Genomic DNA, 14,439 nt, shown 5'->3' on the forward strand with positions numbered 1-14,439 from the left:
CAGAATGGGCCCATGCAGAACGTGACCGCCGTGGGCCATCGCGGCGACCCCTACCGTGTCCGCGAGAACACCATCGACTCGCTGCGTTCCGCGCTCGACCAGGGCGCGGACGCCGTCGAGTTCGACGTACGGCTGACCCGTGACGGCGTCCCCGTGCTGCTGCACGACGAGACGCTGCAACGGCTGTGGGAGCTGGACCGGCCGCTCAAGTCCCTGTCGGTGGACGAGGTGCGCGGGCTCACGGACGGCCGGGTGCCGACGCTGGTCGAGGCGCTGGCCGCGACCGAGGGCAGCCGGGTGATGGTCGACCTGCCCGGCCCCGCCGACCAGCGGGCCGTGCGCCGGATCGTGGACGTGATCCAGGAGTACGGGGCGGACGACCGGGTGTACTACTGCGCGGGCGCCGGCGCCATGCTCGCCGTCCGCGCGGCCGACCCGTCCGCCGAGATCGCCCTGACCTGGACCTCACTCGCGCCCCCGCGTCCGGCGGTGCTCGAAGCGGTACGGCCGCGCTGGCTCAACTACCGCTTCACGCTGGTGGACCGGGACCTCACCGCACGCGTCCACCGCGACGGCTACCTCCTCTCGGTATGGACCCCGGACACTCGCCGCTCGATGCGCCGCCTCCTCGACATGGGCGTCGACTCGATCACCACCAATCGCGTCGACGTGTTGTGCGGGCTCAGGAAGAAGGGCTGAGGACCGCACCCCGCTCCCCCGCCAACTCCCTTGGCGGGGCGATGGATCACACCTGGGAGCGCTGAGCCACCGTCGCCGGGTCGGTCGGGGTGGTGCGGGTGACGTACTGGGGGATCGGGGTGTTGTCCTTGCCGGTGTCGCGGGTGAGGCCGTAGCGGGTCGCGCCCTGGGCGGGGCCGGTGGTGATGTCCTGCTCGACCGCGTCCCAGGTGGTGGGGAAGACGTTGAGGCCGTAGTCGGCGCCGCGTTCGTTGTTGGTGAGGGTGACGCTGCCGTCGACGTAGAAGTACTCGTTCTGCCACATCTGTTGGGTGCCGGTGGGCAGGACGTCGTAGCCGGTGGTCGAGCTGCCCATGCCGGTGGCGGTGGTGTCGGTCGTGCTGACCGGGTCGTCCATGCGGCGGCCGCCGCCCGAGGCCACGTGGAACAGCTTGCCCTTCAGGGCGGTCCAACTCGGCATGACCAGCGCGCCGTTGCGGTACTGCGGTGAGATCTGCCAGCGGACGAGGACGTAACCCTGGCCGCTGAGCGTCACGTTGTCCCCGCGATGGTTCATCGTGGCGTGCGCGCCGCCGGTGCTGGTCACGCCGGACGCGGGGCGGTGCGGGAGCGCTGCGGGCCGGGTGCTGGCGTCCGGGGCGCGGTCCACCGCGTCGACGACCGAGCCGTAGGGGCCGGTGGTCGTCTTCGACGGGGAGGCGGACGGGGTCGGGGACGGGGAGTTCGACTCGGATGTGGACGGGGAGGGTGACGCGGTGGTCGTCGCGGTGCCGGTTCCCGGGCCGGGTGTGGTGGCCGCCGCCGTGGGGGTGAGGGCCTTCGGGGGTGGGTCGTTCGGGGAGTGCGTGACGACGTAGACGCCACCCGCGGCGATCGTCGCGCCGGCCGCCACGGCGACGGCGGGCTTGGTCAACACCCCGAGCATCTTGGCCGTCCAGCCGGCGGGCGCCCCGGCCGAACCGGCGACACCGGAAGCACCCGAAGCCCCGGCCGAGCCTGCGACGCCCGAAGCACCCGCAGCCCCTGCCGAACCCCCGATGCCCGAAGCGCCCGCGGACCCTGCCGAGCCCACGGAACCCGCCGCTCCTACGGCCCCGGCAGAGCCGGCCGCACCTGCGGAGCCAGCGACTCCAGCAGCACCGGAAGCCCCGGCCGCACCCGCCGAACCCGCAACTCCAGCGGCCCCCGCCGAACCGGCAGAGCCTACGGTCCCTGCCGCACCCACCGAGCCGACTGCACCTGCGGAGCCCGCGACGCCCCCGGCACCCGCAACGCCGGAAGCGCCCGCCGCGCCTGCGAAGCCTGCGCCCGTGGCGAAGCCCCCAGTGCCCGCCGCGCCGACGCCCCCGACAGAACCCGCAACTCCCGCCGCGCCAGCGGCCCCTGCCGCACCCGCAGAGCCGACAACACCTGCCGCGCCTGCGGCCCCTGCCGAGCCGACTGCACCCGCTGAGCCCGCGACGCCAGAAGCCCCGGCCGAGCCCGCGAACCCCGCTGCCCCGGCGAAGCCCCCAGTGCCCGCCGCGCCACCGGCCCCTGCCGAGCCCACGAACCCCGCTGCACCCGCGAAACCGGCGGCGCCCGCCGCACCGGTCGCCCCTGCCGTCCCGCTTGCCCCCGCCACGAACGCCGCGCCCGCCACCCCCGCCGCCGCAGCCGCCGTCTTCGCTCCGAACGCCAGTGACAGCGTGAAGCCGAGGGGCAGGGGGACGAGGGCGATGCCGACAAGGAGGCGTTCCGCCGGTACGACGGACTCGCGGGGGTCGCCGCAGTAGGCGCAGCCGCGCAGGTGGCGGGCGATGCGCTTGCGCCAGACCGAGTCGCGGCGGCCGTCCCAGCGGGCGGTGGCGTCGCGGAGGTCGGGGCACGCGCCGTCGAGGGCGCGGACGATGGACCGGGCGGTCTCCAGGCGTTCCTTCATGCGCTGGACGCGGACCGCCGCGTGCTGGCGGCTGATGCCGACCGCCGATGCCAGTTCGCGGCGGGTGAGTTCGCCCGCGACCTCCAGCCACCACAGGGAGAGGAGTTGGCGGTCCTCGTCGTCGAGCCAGCGCACCGCCTCCGCGACCTCACGCCGTTGACCTTCCAACTGGAGGCGCAGAACGGTCAGTTCGGCGAAGTCGACGGCGTCTCCTGGTAGCCCGTCCGGGAGTCGGTCGGGGGATTTGCGGCGGCGGGCCCGGTCCCGGATCTGGCGCATGGCGATCGCCACCAGCCAGGAGCGGAAGCTGTCGGGGTCGCGGAGCGATCCCAGGTGGTCGACGGCGCGGAGCATCGTCTCCTGGACCACGTCGTCCACGTCCGCATGGCCGTTGAGGGCGCGGCCGACCACGTTGTAGACCAACGGCAGCCAGCCCGCGACCAGTTCGTCCAGCGCCCGCCGGTCACCGCCCTGTGCCGCCGCGATGGTGGAGCGCCACTGCCGCCCGTCCATGTCGCTCCCCGCCCTCCCAGGCATCACCCGATGTCCTCAGACGTCACTTGCTGTACAGCAGCGTCCCGAAGCCGAGTTGGTCGAAACCGCCGCTGTTCGGGCCGTAGTCGCCGCCACCGCCCTCCGCACGCACCTTCTCAGCCATGAGGGTGACGAACGGGGCGGAGAGGCGCCGTCGGCGGGCGTAGTGGTTGTACAGAATCTCCCAAACGGGGCGAACGGCGCCCCGCGCTATGTCGGAGATCACAGGCTGTTCCATGTACCTGCCGTTGCCCTGGCCGCTGCGCCAGCCGTACGTCGTGAAGGGCACGGCCGCGCCGAGGTTGTACTTGGCGACGTACTCGGCGGCCTTCATGAACCGGTTGTCGAGGTAGCCGTACAGGTCGACGTCCTGGTTCCAGGCCATCTCGCAGATCGCGCCCATGAGGCCCATGCCCATCATCGTGTGGCCCTGGTCGCGGCCGCTCTCCTGCCACTGGGCGAGGTCCTGGCCGCCGTAGACGAAGGGGATGGCGTGCTTGAACGAGCCGTTGCCCGCGCCGGACTTCATGTAGGTGACGGCGCGCTGGAAGGTGACGCGGTCGTCGCAGAGGATGCCGATGGCCATGAGGGAGGCGACGTTGCACAGGTCCCAATTGGCCCAGTAGTTGGTGATGTTGGCGGTGTTGTGGCGGGTGAGGAAGTCGATGTTCATCGGCTGGAAGACCGTGCGCATCATCTTCTTGAAGCGGGCGAACGCGAAGTGCGGGTGGTCGCGGACGAGTTCGGCGGCGTTCGCGAACTGGTAGCCGTAGATGCCGGCGGCCAGGAAGCGGTCGGCGTTGCCGTTGACCGAAGTGAGCGTGGCCGACCAGGCGTTGAGGATGGCGACGGCGGTGTCGCCGTTGGCCTTCGTGCCGCCGATCTTCCAGCGCAGGGCGTTCTGGTAGGCGGCGTGGATGTCGTTGTAGAGGGTGACGTAGTTCTGGCCGGTGCCTCCGCGTACGACGACGGCCTGCGCGCGGGGCTGCCAACCGCTCGCGGAATGCCGGTTGTCGGTGAGCCTCGTCCAGCCCTTCAGCCAGGGGTCCTTGCGGGCGGCGACGCGGACCTTGGCGCGGTGCAGGTCACCGGCGTTGTGCAGCATGCCGGGGTGCGCGAGGGCCCGCGGCCGGGCGGTCGCGGTGCCGATGGCGGTGGCCGTACCGGTCTGCGCGGCGTCCGCCCCTCCCCCGGAGAACGCGGCGATACCGCCGCCGACGACTCCCGCCGCCGCGACTCCGCCGCCGAGGGTGAAGAGGCCCCGGCGGGTGAGGCGGTGCTTGTTGGTGGGCTTGCGTGCGCTGGTGGCCATGTGGGTGGCTCCGGTGCGTGAGGAGACTGGGGACGCAGAGGGAGACGGAGTGAAGGCCGCCGCGATAACAGTTTTTCCGGCGCCGACCGCAACTCCGATTCCGCCGTGCCGAGTTGACTCGATCCCGTAGGGGGTATCCCCGGCAAATCCCTTGTGCGGTACGGCAGTTGCTCCGGGTAGCACCAGGGGCGGGCGCCCTCCTCGCCGACGATCCGCCTGCGGCCGTGGCGGGCGAGGCTGATCACCGACAGCCACCGGAGATCCCAGGAGCAGCCGATGCGCCCCCGCCGTCGCACCACCGTCCTCACCGCCTCCCTCGTACTCGCCCTCGCGGCAGGGCCGTTGGCCGCACCCGCGTGGGCCGGGTCCTCGTCCCCCTCGGCCACCGCACGCGAGACGACCGGACCGGACGCCGACGCACTGCGCGCCGCGCTCGCCGGACTCCCCGACTCCGACGCCACGGCGGCTCTCGTACGGGTGGGAGGCACCGACGGGTCCTGGCGCGGCAGCGCGGGTGTGCACGATCTGGAGAGCGGTGCCGCCGCCGACCCCGACGCGCGCTTCCGCGCCGGTTCGACGACGAAGGTCGTGACCGCGGCGACCGTGCTGCGGCTCGCGGCGCGGGGGCGGATCGACCTGGACACACCGGTCCAGCACTACCTCCCGGGGCTCCTCACCAAGGCCTTCGAGCCCGTCTCCGTACGGCAGTTGCTGAATCACACGAGCGGCATCCAGGCCGGTGACGGTTTCGGGGACGCCTTCGAGGACCAGTACGCGCACCGCTTCGACACGCTCGCGCCGAGACAGGTGGTGGCGTCGGCGGTGGCGAAGGGACCCGAGTTCCGGCCGGGCACGCGGCAGGACTATCTCAACGTCAACTACACGATCCTCGGCCTGCTGATCGAGAAGGTCACGGGCCACTCGTACGCCTCGGAGGCCACCCGGCTCGTCCTGCGCCCGGCGGGCATGCGGGACACGTACTTCCCCGGCACCGATCCGTACATCCGCGGTCCGCACAACCACGGCTACCAGGCGGTCCACCAGCCTGACGGCACAACGGAGTTCGTGGACGTCACGGACTGGAACCAGGCGGACCGCCGGGCGGCCGGCGACATGATCTCGACGACCGCCGACCTGGAGCGGCTGATCACGGCGCTGTTCCGGGGCCGTATCGTGCCGGGCCCGCAGCTGAAGGAGATGTTCACGGTCCCGGCGGGTATCGAGGGCGCCAGTTACAGCGCCGGGCTCCAGCGCTTCGAGTACGGCGGGCAGGTGTACTGGCTCAAGTCCGGTGCCCGGTACGGATACAGCACGGTGGTCGCCGCCACCCGCGATCTGTCCCGCACCCTCGTCTACTCGGTCGGCTCGACGGACGCGAAGGGCGAGTCGATGAACGCGGTCGCGGAACGGATCGCGCTGGCGGCGCTCAAATAGCCAGGGCGGGGGCGGGAGTTGCCGCGAGTGTCACGGCCTCCAGGCGCTTGATCTTCTTCCGTACGACGTACAGCGGGACGATGCCGATGATCCCGAAGGACATGTCGATCACCGTCCACCAGAAGGGAATTCCGCGGATCGGCCCGCAGATCAGGGCGAGCGGGATGATCCCGGCGCAGGCGATCATCGCGAACTCGACGACCCAGATGTTGCGGACCGGGTCGCGGTAGGGGCCGTAGAAGGCGACCGCGATGACGAGGTGTGCGAAGGCCAGCCAGTCCGTGCCGTAGAGGAGGAAGGGGTAGTCGGTGTCGGCGGTGTCGAGTCCCTGTCGCACCTGCACGATCCAGTCCATCAGCGTGGGCAGGTAGTGCGGTACGGACAGGGACCTCAACACGTCCTCGGTCCAGCGGAGTTCGTGGACCAGCGGAAAGGCGGTGGCGCCACTGAGCACCAGACAGACGACGAACAGGACCAGCCAGGCGCGGATGCCCTTCAGGAGGGCGGCTCTGTCGTTCATGGCGGCAGCTTACGCTGAGAATTGAACACGTTCAAAACAATGCCGGAAGCTGTTGGCCGGCAGGTGTCGTCACGACGACCCGAGGCTCCGCCAGAAGTCCAGGTCGTGCTCCTGGGCGAAGTCACGGGTGGGCTTGGAGCAGGCGGCCGGCGGTTCGTTGCTCGACGGGGCCGTGTCGCAGGCCTTCAGGGACATCAGCTCGTCCGTCCTGGTGGTGTACTTCGGCCAGGTCGGGGTGCCCCGGCCGTTCGGGTCGCCGGTCGTCGTGAAGTGGTCCCAGAAGGTGATCATCTGCCGGGACAGCTCCAGTTGGTCGTCGTCGTAGGGCAACGTCTGGCCGAGGTAGTCCCAGAGGTAGCCGAGGTCGTCGACGTGGATGGCTCCGCCGAAGGGGAAGTCCTTTGCCGTGGCGCTCTGTTGCTGGAGTCGGTAGATCGACGTGAAGTGCGGGGTGTCGCTCTCGGCGAACTCGTAGGCGTACGTCGGCACCCACTTCGACAGCCGCGCCATCAGCTGTTGGCGGTCGTAGGAGGTGGAGCCGTTCTGGACGGCGGTCCAGGCCTGGCCCGGGGTGGGGTAGGCGGTGAGCGGGTACTCGGCGAGGACCTTGTCCGCGTTCGTGCCGTACGTCGACTTCACCGCCTGGGTGTACTGGTCGGCGGTCATCGGTGTGCCGAGGTAGTCGTAGTTCTGGAAGGTGAACAGGCCGCGTTCGCTGTTGGTCTGGCCCAGCATGACCGGGACCTTGGCGAGGTTCCCCGTCCGTACGGCCGTCCCCGGGTCCACCGGGAACGCGGTGCCGCCGAGGGACGGGCGGATCGGGGCCTTCAGTTGGGCGGCGACGATCGCGGCGGCCGGTTCGGCGCGCAGGCAGGCGAGGACGTCGGAGGCGGTGGCGCAGCCGATCTCCTTGACGAAGGCCTGGCTCTGCGTCTCACCGGCCGCCGCCGTCTGGAGGGCACAGCCGCCGCTCATGATGACCGCCCGCGCGAACAGGCCCTTGGCGGTGGGCGAGGCGAGCTGGTCGCAGACCGAACTGCCGCCCGCGGACTGCCCGGCGATGGTGACGTTCCCGGCGTCGCCGCCGAAGTGCCCGATGTTGGCCCGCACCCAGCGCAGCGCCGACTGCTGGTCCAACAGGCCGTAGTTTCCGGCACCGTTGGCGTTCTCGGCGCGCAGTTCGGGGAGGTTCAGATAACCGAGCGGGCCCAGGCGGTAGTTGACGGTGACGACGATCGCGCCCGTCTGCTGGACGAACTTGCGCGGGTTGGTGTCCTGCCCTGCGCCGCCGGTGAAACCGCCGCCGTGAATCCACACGACGACCGGGGTGTCGGTCCCGCTCCCCCGTGTACTCCCCTGTGGCGCATAGACGTTGAGGTCGAGGCAGTCCTCGGTGGTGATCGCCCTCTCGTAGCCGGGGTCCCAGCCGGAGGACTGAGCGCAGCGGTCGCCGAAGCGGGAGGCGTCGCGGATGCCGCTCCAGGCGGGGGCGGGTCGAGGGGCCGTCCAGCGGTTGGCGGCGGTGGGGGTCGCGGCGTAGGGGATGCCGAGCCATGCGTCGTATCCGGTCTGGGCCAGTCCCCCGACCTTCCCGGTGGTGGTGGCCACCACCAGGGACGAGCGTTGCGAACTCCCTTGTGCGGGAGGGGACTTCAGTGCGTGTACGGCGAGCGGGGACAGTAGCCCGAGGCCGAGCACGCTTACGGTTGCCAGGGTGGTGCGGACTCTGCTGCGGAGTGTGGTCGTCCTTCCCATGACCCACTTGTGTAACGTCTCGGCAATATTGTCGGCAAGATACGCGACAGGATTGGCTGCAATTGCCCCTACGGACGCGGGAGTTACGGCGTGCGCGTCTGTACGGCCGACGGCTCGACGGAACGCGCGGTCGACGCGGACGAGGTGGACGCCGACGCGGAGGGCGATGCCAATGCCGATGGGGCCGTGGACGGTGCCGTGGTGGGGGCCGGTGTGCGGCTCGGGATGCGGGGGTCCGCGGGGGAACTCGGGTCCGCGGTGGGGCTGGGTGCCCTCGTCCCGGACGAGGCGGGCGGGGGCGTGGGACTGCTGCTCGCGGGGGGCGGGGCGAGGGGGACCGTGGGGGTCGTAGGAGAGTCGTGGCCGGACAGGCGGAACGGGAGGGCCGCGAGGACGATCACCGCGCAGGTCGCGCCGGCGCCGATCGTCGCGCGGAGCAGGCGGCGGCGGCCCGCGCCGCGGCGGATCGACTCGTAGCGGCCTGGGGGTGGGCCGAGGTATGCGGCGGAGGAGGGGCGCAGGATGACCGTGAGGGGGTCGTCGAGGTCGGTCTCCGGGCCCTCGTCTCCCTCGTCAAAGTGTGTGGTCAAGGCTTCTCCTCAGATGGGCGCGGAGCAGTTCGCGGGCCGCGTGGAGGTCGGCCTTGATGGTTCCTTCCTTGCGTCCGGTCAGCACGGACACCTCCCGGATCGGCATGTCAGCGTAGTAGTGCAGGAGGATCGGGACGCGCAGTCGTTCGGGCAGGGACTGCACGAGCAGCCGTACCGAGGGGTCTTCCTGTTCGGTCGGTGGGCGGACCGCCTCCTCCGTGGTGGCGCGGCGCACGGCCCGGCGTTCGCGCTCCAGTTTGCGCCAGTGGTCACGGACGAGGTTGGCCGCGGTGACGTAGAGGAAGCCGCGCGGTTCCGTCACCTTCGTCCACCGGGCCCAGAGCCGGGTGAACGCCTCGGAGGCGATCTCGTGCGCCGTCTCGTCGTCGTCGACGAGACGGCGGCACCAGCCGGCGAGGCGCGGGTAGACGGCGGCGAACAGTTCGGACGCTGCCCTCTCGCGGGACCGTTTCAACGCTCTCCATGGTCGTGACGTGCGAAGTGGCTACAGGTACGGGAATTCAGCCGGTCAGCGTGGCGAAGACGATCACGTTGTCGAGGTATCCCGTACCGGTGCGGGTCCCGCCGCAGGTGATGAGACGCAGTTCGGGGCGGGCCACGTTCCCGTACACCTCGTCGGACGGGAAGTCGGCCTTGGCGACCGTCCGTACGGTGGTGACGGTGAACGTGGCCGTCGTGCCGTTCTCCAGGCCCGCCTCGATCCGGTCGCCCTTGCGCAGCTTCGCGAGGTGACGGAAGACACCGTCGCCGTACGCGCCGACGGTCACATGCCCGAGGATCACCGACGGCCCGGTCTGGCCGGGTGTCGGCGAGTGCCGGTACCAGCCCGCCCGGTCGTGCGCGGTGATCGGCGGCACCTGCACGGTGCCGTCCGAGGCCAGCCCCAGTTGCATGACCGGGGTGTCGACCCCGATCGCCGGGACGCGCAGGGTGACCGGGGCGGAACGCGCGAGGGCGTGTGCCGTCTTGGCGGAGGGCTGTGCGGAGGGCTTTCCGGAAGACGTCGAACTCCCCTGTTGCCGAGGGGCGTTCGCGGCCGAGGTCGTCCCGTGCCCGCCGCCGCAGCCCGCGAGCAGCGTCGCCGTCGCCGCGGTGACGAAGGCGCGCCTGGAGAGCGAGGTCATACGCCGGTCGTCCTCCGACGCCGTACGACGACGAAGGCGCCGCCGCCGACGACCAGCGCGGCGGCTCCCCCGCCGACCAGCGTGGTCGTCATGTCGTCGGACGACTTCGACACCGTCGTGACACCGGTGTCCGGGGCGCCGCTGGGGACTACGGCGACCTGGCTCGGGGCCCGGGTGGGCTCGGCGGACGGTACGGCGGAGGGTGCGGTGCTCGCGCTGCGGGTGGGTTCGGCGCTGGGGGCCGAGCTCGGCGCCCTGGTGGCGCTCGGCACCGGGGACGGGGACGCGGAGGACCCGGCCGCGAACACGGGCGCGGCGCTCGCCAGGACCGCGCCGCACGTAAGTGCCAGGGCGCTGAGGACAGTTCGGCGCATGAATCGCTCTCTCTCGTCGGCCGCCCCATCGGGTCCGTCGGACGGTCCGGCGGTGGGGCGGGTCAGTGATCGAGTGGAGAGACGAGGCAGCGGGAGGGCGGGTTGTAAAGAGCCGGCAAAGTCGGCCGGGGGGGGCATCCAATCGGCGGGGAAGGCGAGTTGGGCGGCACGTCACATGTTGATCATGTGTCCCGCGAGACCGTGCACCGCTTCCTTCACCGCCTCGCCCAGGGTCGGGTGGGCGTGCACGTTGCGGGCGACCTCGTGGACGGTGAGGTCCCACTGCTGGGCCAGGGTGAGTTCGGGGAGGAGTTCGGTGACGTCGGGGCCGATGAGGTGGCCGCCGAGGAGTTCGCCGTACTTCGCGTCGCTGATCAGCTTCACGAAACCGGTGGTGTCGCCGAGGCCGTGCGACTTGCCGTTCGCGGTGAACGGGAACTTCGCGACCTTGACGTCGTGCCCCGACTCCCGTGCCTGCGCCTCGGTGTAGCCGAAGCTGGCGATCTGCGGCTGGCAGTACGTGGCGCGCGGGATCATCGCGTAGTCCAGCTCCATCGTCTCCGCGTCCGCGAGGGTCTCGGCGGCGATCACGCCCATCGCCTCGGCGGCGTGCGCGAGCATCAGCTTCGCGGTGACGTCGCCGATGGCGTACAGGTGCGGGACGGACGTACGGCACCGGCCGTCGACGTCGATCGCGCCGCGCTCGGTCAGTCGTACGCCCGTGTTCTCCAGGCCGTAGCCGGTGACGTTCGGGGCGAAGCCGATCGCCTGCAACACCTTGTCGGCTTCCAGGACTTGCTGGGCGCCGTCCTTGCCGGTGACGGTGACGCGGACCTGCGGGCCCGACTCGTCGATCGACTCGACGCGGGTGGAGGTGAGGACGTCGATGCCCAACTTGCGGTACTGCTTGGCGAGTTCGGTGGAGACCTCGATGTCCTCGAGCGGTGCCACGCGGTCGAGGAACTCCACGACGGTGACCTTCACACCGTAGTTGTGCAGCACGTACGCGAACTCGATGCCGATCGCGCCGGCGCCCGCGATGACGATCGACCGCGGGAGGTCGTCGGCGAGGATCTGCTCCTCGTAGGTCACCACGCGTGCGGTGCGCTTGGTGCCGGGCAGCAGTCTGGGGGTGGCGCCGGTCGCGATGACGCAGTGCTCGAAGCCGATGGTGCGCGATTCGCCGTCGTAGCCCGCCACTTGGAGGGTGTGCGGGTCGAGGAACGTGCCGCGGCCGTCGATCTCCGTGATCTTGTTCTTCTTCATCAGATAGTGGACGCCCTTGACCCGGCCGTCCGCGACCCGGCGGCTGCGGCGGAACGCCTCGCCGTAGTCGAAGGAGACCTCCCCCTCGACCTTGATGCCGAAGGTCTTCGCCTCGCGGGTGAAGATGTGCGCCAACTCGGCGTTCCGCAACAGGGCCTTGGTCGGGATGCAGCCCACGTTGAGACAGACTCCGCCCCAGTACTTCTCCTCGACCACGGCGACCCGCTTGCCGAGTTGGGCGGCACGGATGGCGGCGACGTAACCGCCGGGGCCCGCGCCGAGTACGACGACGTCGAACCGCTCGTCCTGCGCATCCATCGATGGTTCCTTTCCCGGAGGGAGATCCTCGCCTGCTTCCAGGATGCACGCCCCCGGACAGGACCGGCGAACCCGGCAGGCCCTGCGAGGCCCGGTACGTCGAGGTCAGCCGGTCACGGGTTCGGGCCCCGGCGCGCTCTTCTCCCCCGCACCCGCCGCCGCAGCCCCGCGCCGGTACACGTCCTTGAGGAAGAGGATCAGGGCCGCGCCGAGCACCCACACCGGGAGGATCACCAGGGCGCGGGACAGGCCGTCGTTCTGGAACCGGGACAGGCCCTGCATCGCGCGGACGCCGACGCCCACCGGCAGGATCTCGGAGAGCGGACGCAGCCAGCCCGGCAGGTACGCCGCGGGCATGATCCCGCCGCTGCTGCTGTTGCCCAGGATCAGCATGAGGATCGAGGCGAGACTGACACCGGCCGAGCCGAACAGCCGTAGCAGCACCATCGTCGTACCGCCGACAGCGGCACCCATCAGCGCGATGACCGCGACGAGGGGCACGAAGGAGCCGGGCAGCGCGCCGAAGCCCGTGCTGCCGGCGATGGTGGCGATCAGGAGGCCGCCGACGATGCCGAACAGGGCCAGGCTGGCCATCCGCCAGCGGTACTGGAGGCGGGGGGCGAGTTGGTACGTCGTCATACCGAAGAGGTAGCCCGCGAGGACCAGGCCGAAGGCGGCATAGAACACGGAGAGGCCCCGGGTGTCCCCCGCCGCCGCCGGGGCGACGTCCTCGACGGCGAGTTCGTGCTGTTCGGCGTGGGCCACGGAGCCGAAGGCGGTGGTCACGGTCGCGGTGACGGCGGCCCCGTTGGCACTGCCGTAGAGCAGCTTTCCGTCGCCGAGGTAGGCGGCGTAGACCTTCCTGTCCTGTACGGCGTTCCGGGCGGCGGACTCGTCGGGGTAGGTCTCGACGGTGAAGCCGCCCGGGGCGACGCGGTCGAGGTCCTCGTTCAGGTGGGCCTGCGCGGTGCCTATCTCCGTTGTGCCGACGCGGAGTTGGTGGGGGCTCGGGGCGTGGAAGGCCGCGAGGTAGACGCTGACGAACACGGCGCCGATCAGCAGCACGACCGCCACGGGGAGCAGAACGGCACGCAGGTTTCCGGGGCCGGGCGGCGGGTGGGCCACGTCCAGGGCGTGCTTGTGCGGCTGTCGGGGGGCGCCGGTGGTGCCGGTGGCTCGGGGAGCGACTTGCTGGGACATCGGGAACGGTCCTAGATTAGAAGGCAACTGATAATATTTGTACATCACAATCAGCTGCCTTACAAAAGTGTCCGCCGAGAAGTGCCCGCGAGGCGCCCCGCAGAAGAGGTCCACTCCGTGAAGCATCCCGACCGCCGTACCGGCTATGTGGCCTGGCAGATCGGCCAGATCATGGCGGCCCGGATGGAGCGCGCCCTGCGCCCGCTCCAGCTGACCCTCGCCCAGCACCGGGCCCTGATGCAGGCCGTCCTCGACCCGGGGGTCTCCAGCGCGACCGCGGCGCGCCGGGCGGCGATCACCCCGCAGTCGATGGGCACGGCGGTCAACGGGCTGGTCGAGCGGGGCATGCTGGAGCGCCGCACCACCCCCGGCGACCGGCGCACCCAGCGCCTGCACGCGACGGAGGCCGGCGTACGGCTCGCGGCGGAGGCGGCGGAGACGGTCGACGCCGCCCACGCCGAGGCGCTTCAGGTACTGACGCCGGCGGAGCAGGAACAGACGCACGCACTGCTGCTCAAGCTGCTGGCTTCGCTGAATCCCTCGGCCCTGGAGGGCGACCTGTCCTGAAGGGCCGGCGGGTGACCTGTCCTGAAGAGTCGGCGGGCGCCCCGCCCTGAGGAGCCGGGCGCGGGGACTACTCCCACACCACCACGTTGCGCCGCACCGGCACCGTCGAGGGACCGCTGGCGAACAGTTCCGGTGAGTGCGCCCGGATGCGCTCGATGTCGCTGAAGACGGCCCGGAGATGGGTGCGCATCGCGGCGCGGGCGAGCGGACGCCACGGCGCTGTGCGAGGCGTTGCGGGCGGGCGGCATCCGCTGGATCGAGTTCACCCGCACCACTTCCTCCCTCGCCGCGCAGCTCCGCCGAGCGCTGGCCGACGGGCAGGACGGCGTCGGCGCGGGCACGGTGATGACGGCGGACCAGGCCGAGGAGCTGATCGACGCGGGGGCCCAGTACCTCGTAACTCCCGGCTGCCGCACCGGAGTCGCGGAGGTGGCGGCGGCGGCCGGGGTACCGGTCGTCATGGGCGCCCTGTCCCCGACGGAGGTCGGCATGGCACTCGACCTCGGCGTGGACGCGGTGAAGATCTTCCCCGCGCGTGCCTTCGGCCCCCGGCGCTTCCGGGACCTGGCCGGCCCCTTCCCGGACGTACCGCTGGTGGCGTCGGGCGGCGTCAACGCGGAGAACGCGGCCGGTTTCCTCGCGGCGGGGGCGCGTGCGGTGTGCGCCGGTTCGGAGGTCGTACCGCCCGCCGTCGTGGCCGCCGGCGACTGGCCCGAGATCACCCGCCGCGCCCGCGCCTTCACCGACTCCCTGCCGGCCGAGCCGTCGCCGGCGTAACAGAACAACCCAACAGGCCGACGGGTA

General features: G+C 71.2%; 15 protein-coding genes. 4 read left to right on the forward strand and 11 right to left on the reverse strand.

Translation table 11 applies throughout. The features are described from left to right. Nucleotides 1-12 precede the first annotated feature (12 nt). The gene (locus tag OG714_RS15715; protein WP_406121524.1) at nt 13-699 is read left to right on the forward strand and encodes a glycerophosphodiester phosphodiesterase; all 687 of its coding nucleotides are present in this window, start codon (nt 13-15) and stop codon (nt 697-699) included. A gap of 46 nt (nt 700-745) precedes the next feature. Here OG714_RS15715 and OG714_RS15720 read toward each other — a convergent pair whose 3' ends face one another. Both OG714_RS15720 and OG714_RS15725 read right to left on the reverse strand, forming a co-directional pair. Beyond that, a complete protein-coding gene (locus OG714_RS15720) occupies nt 746-3,133 on the reverse strand; it encodes an RNA polymerase sigma factor (RefSeq protein ID WP_406121526.1) in 2,388 nt (795 codons plus the stop codon). Between the two features lie 43 nt (nt 3,134-3,176). Continuing rightward, on the reverse strand, nt 3,177-4,466 hold the full coding sequence (locus OG714_RS15725; RefSeq protein WP_406121528.1) for an alginate lyase family protein: 1,290 nt from the start codon (nt 4,464-4,466) through the stop codon (nt 3,177-3,179). 276 nt (nt 4,467-4,742) lie between these two features. Here OG714_RS15725 and OG714_RS15730 point away from each other — a divergent pair, with 276 nt between their 5' ends. Further along, nucleotides 4,743-5,900 carry a serine hydrolase domain-containing protein gene (locus OG714_RS15730; protein WP_406121530.1) on the forward strand — a complete coding sequence of 386 codons (1,158 nt, stop codon included), beginning with the start codon at nt 4,743-4,745 and terminating at the stop codon, nt 5,898-5,900. Here OG714_RS15730 and OG714_RS15735 read toward each other — a convergent pair. The 8 genes from OG714_RS15735 to OG714_RS15770 all read right to left on the reverse strand — a co-directional run bounded on the left by OG714_RS15735 (nt 5,893) and on the right by OG714_RS15770 (nt 13,068). After that, nucleotides 5,893-6,420, reverse strand: a complete 528-nt coding sequence (locus OG714_RS15735) for a hypothetical protein (RefSeq protein WP_406121532.1) — start codon at nt 6,418-6,420, stop codon at nt 5,893-5,895. The genes OG714_RS15730 and OG714_RS15735 overlap by 8 nt on opposite strands. A 69-nt stretch (nt 6,421-6,489) precedes the next feature. Continuing rightward, a complete protein-coding gene (locus OG714_RS15740) occupies nt 6,490-8,175 on the reverse strand; it encodes a carboxylesterase/lipase family protein (protein WP_406121534.1) in 1,686 nt (561 codons plus the stop codon). A gap of 83 nt (nt 8,176-8,258) precedes the next feature. Next, a complete protein-coding gene (locus OG714_RS15745) occupies nt 8,259-8,765 on the reverse strand; it encodes a hypothetical protein (protein ID WP_406121536.1) in 507 nt (168 codons plus the stop codon). After that, the gene (locus OG714_RS15750; RefSeq protein ID WP_366490236.1) at nt 8,749-9,240 is read right to left on the reverse strand and encodes an RNA polymerase sigma factor; all 492 of its coding nucleotides are present in this window, start codon (nt 9,238-9,240) and stop codon (nt 8,749-8,751) included. Before OG714_RS15750 ends, OG714_RS15745 begins: the two co-directional genes overlap by 17 nt. 46 nt (nt 9,241-9,286) lie before the next feature. Continuing rightward, nucleotides 9,287-9,910 (reverse strand): class F sortase, encoded by a 624-nt coding sequence (locus OG714_RS15755; protein ID WP_406121538.1) that lies wholly within the window; start codon nt 9,908-9,910, stop codon nt 9,287-9,289. After that, a complete protein-coding gene (locus OG714_RS15760) occupies nt 9,907-10,284 on the reverse strand; it encodes a sortase-dependent protein (RefSeq protein ID WP_406121540.1) in 378 nt (125 codons plus the stop codon). Before OG714_RS15760 ends, OG714_RS15755 begins: the two co-directional genes overlap by 4 nt. A gap of 171 nt (nt 10,285-10,455) precedes the next feature. Then, nucleotides 10,456-11,868: a dihydrolipoyl dehydrogenase gene (gene lpdA, locus OG714_RS15765; RefSeq protein WP_406121542.1), complete on the reverse strand. Its 1,413-nt coding sequence runs from the start codon at nt 11,866-11,868 to the stop codon at nt 10,456-10,458. 105 nt (nt 11,869-11,973) lie between these two features. Further along, on the reverse strand, nt 11,974-13,068 hold the full coding sequence (locus OG714_RS15770) for an ABC transporter permease (protein WP_406121544.1): 1,095 nt from the start codon (nt 13,066-13,068) through the stop codon (nt 11,974-11,976). A 117-nt stretch (nt 13,069-13,185) separates the two neighbouring features. Between OG714_RS15770 and OG714_RS15775 the strand changes: the two genes are divergently transcribed. After that, nucleotides 13,186-13,635, forward strand: a complete 450-nt coding sequence (locus tag OG714_RS15775; protein WP_406121546.1) for a MarR family winged helix-turn-helix transcriptional regulator — start codon at nt 13,186-13,188, stop codon at nt 13,633-13,635. Between the two features lie 67 nt (nt 13,636-13,702). Here OG714_RS15775 and OG714_RS15780 read toward each other — a convergent pair whose 3' ends face one another. Then, nucleotides 13,703-13,825 carry a hypothetical protein gene (locus OG714_RS15780; protein ID WP_406121547.1) on the reverse strand — a complete coding sequence of 41 codons (123 nt, stop codon included), beginning with the start codon at nt 13,823-13,825 and terminating at the stop codon, nt 13,703-13,705. A 41-nt stretch (nt 13,826-13,866) separates the two neighbouring features. Between OG714_RS15780 and OG714_RS15785 the strand changes: the two genes are divergently transcribed. Next, nucleotides 13,867-14,412, forward strand: coding sequence for a bifunctional 4-hydroxy-2-oxoglutarate aldolase/2-dehydro-3-deoxy-phosphogluconate aldolase (locus tag OG714_RS15785; RefSeq protein WP_406121549.1), 546 nt, complete (start codon nt 13,867-13,869; stop codon nt 14,410-14,412). The last annotated feature ends 27 nt before the right edge of the window (nt 14,413-14,439 follow it).

Origin of the sequence: Streptomyces sp. NBC_00989 (assembly GCF_045162655.1) — a bacterium.
Classification (GTDB): Bacteria; Actinomycetota; Actinomycetes; order Streptomycetales; family Streptomycetaceae; genus Streptomyces.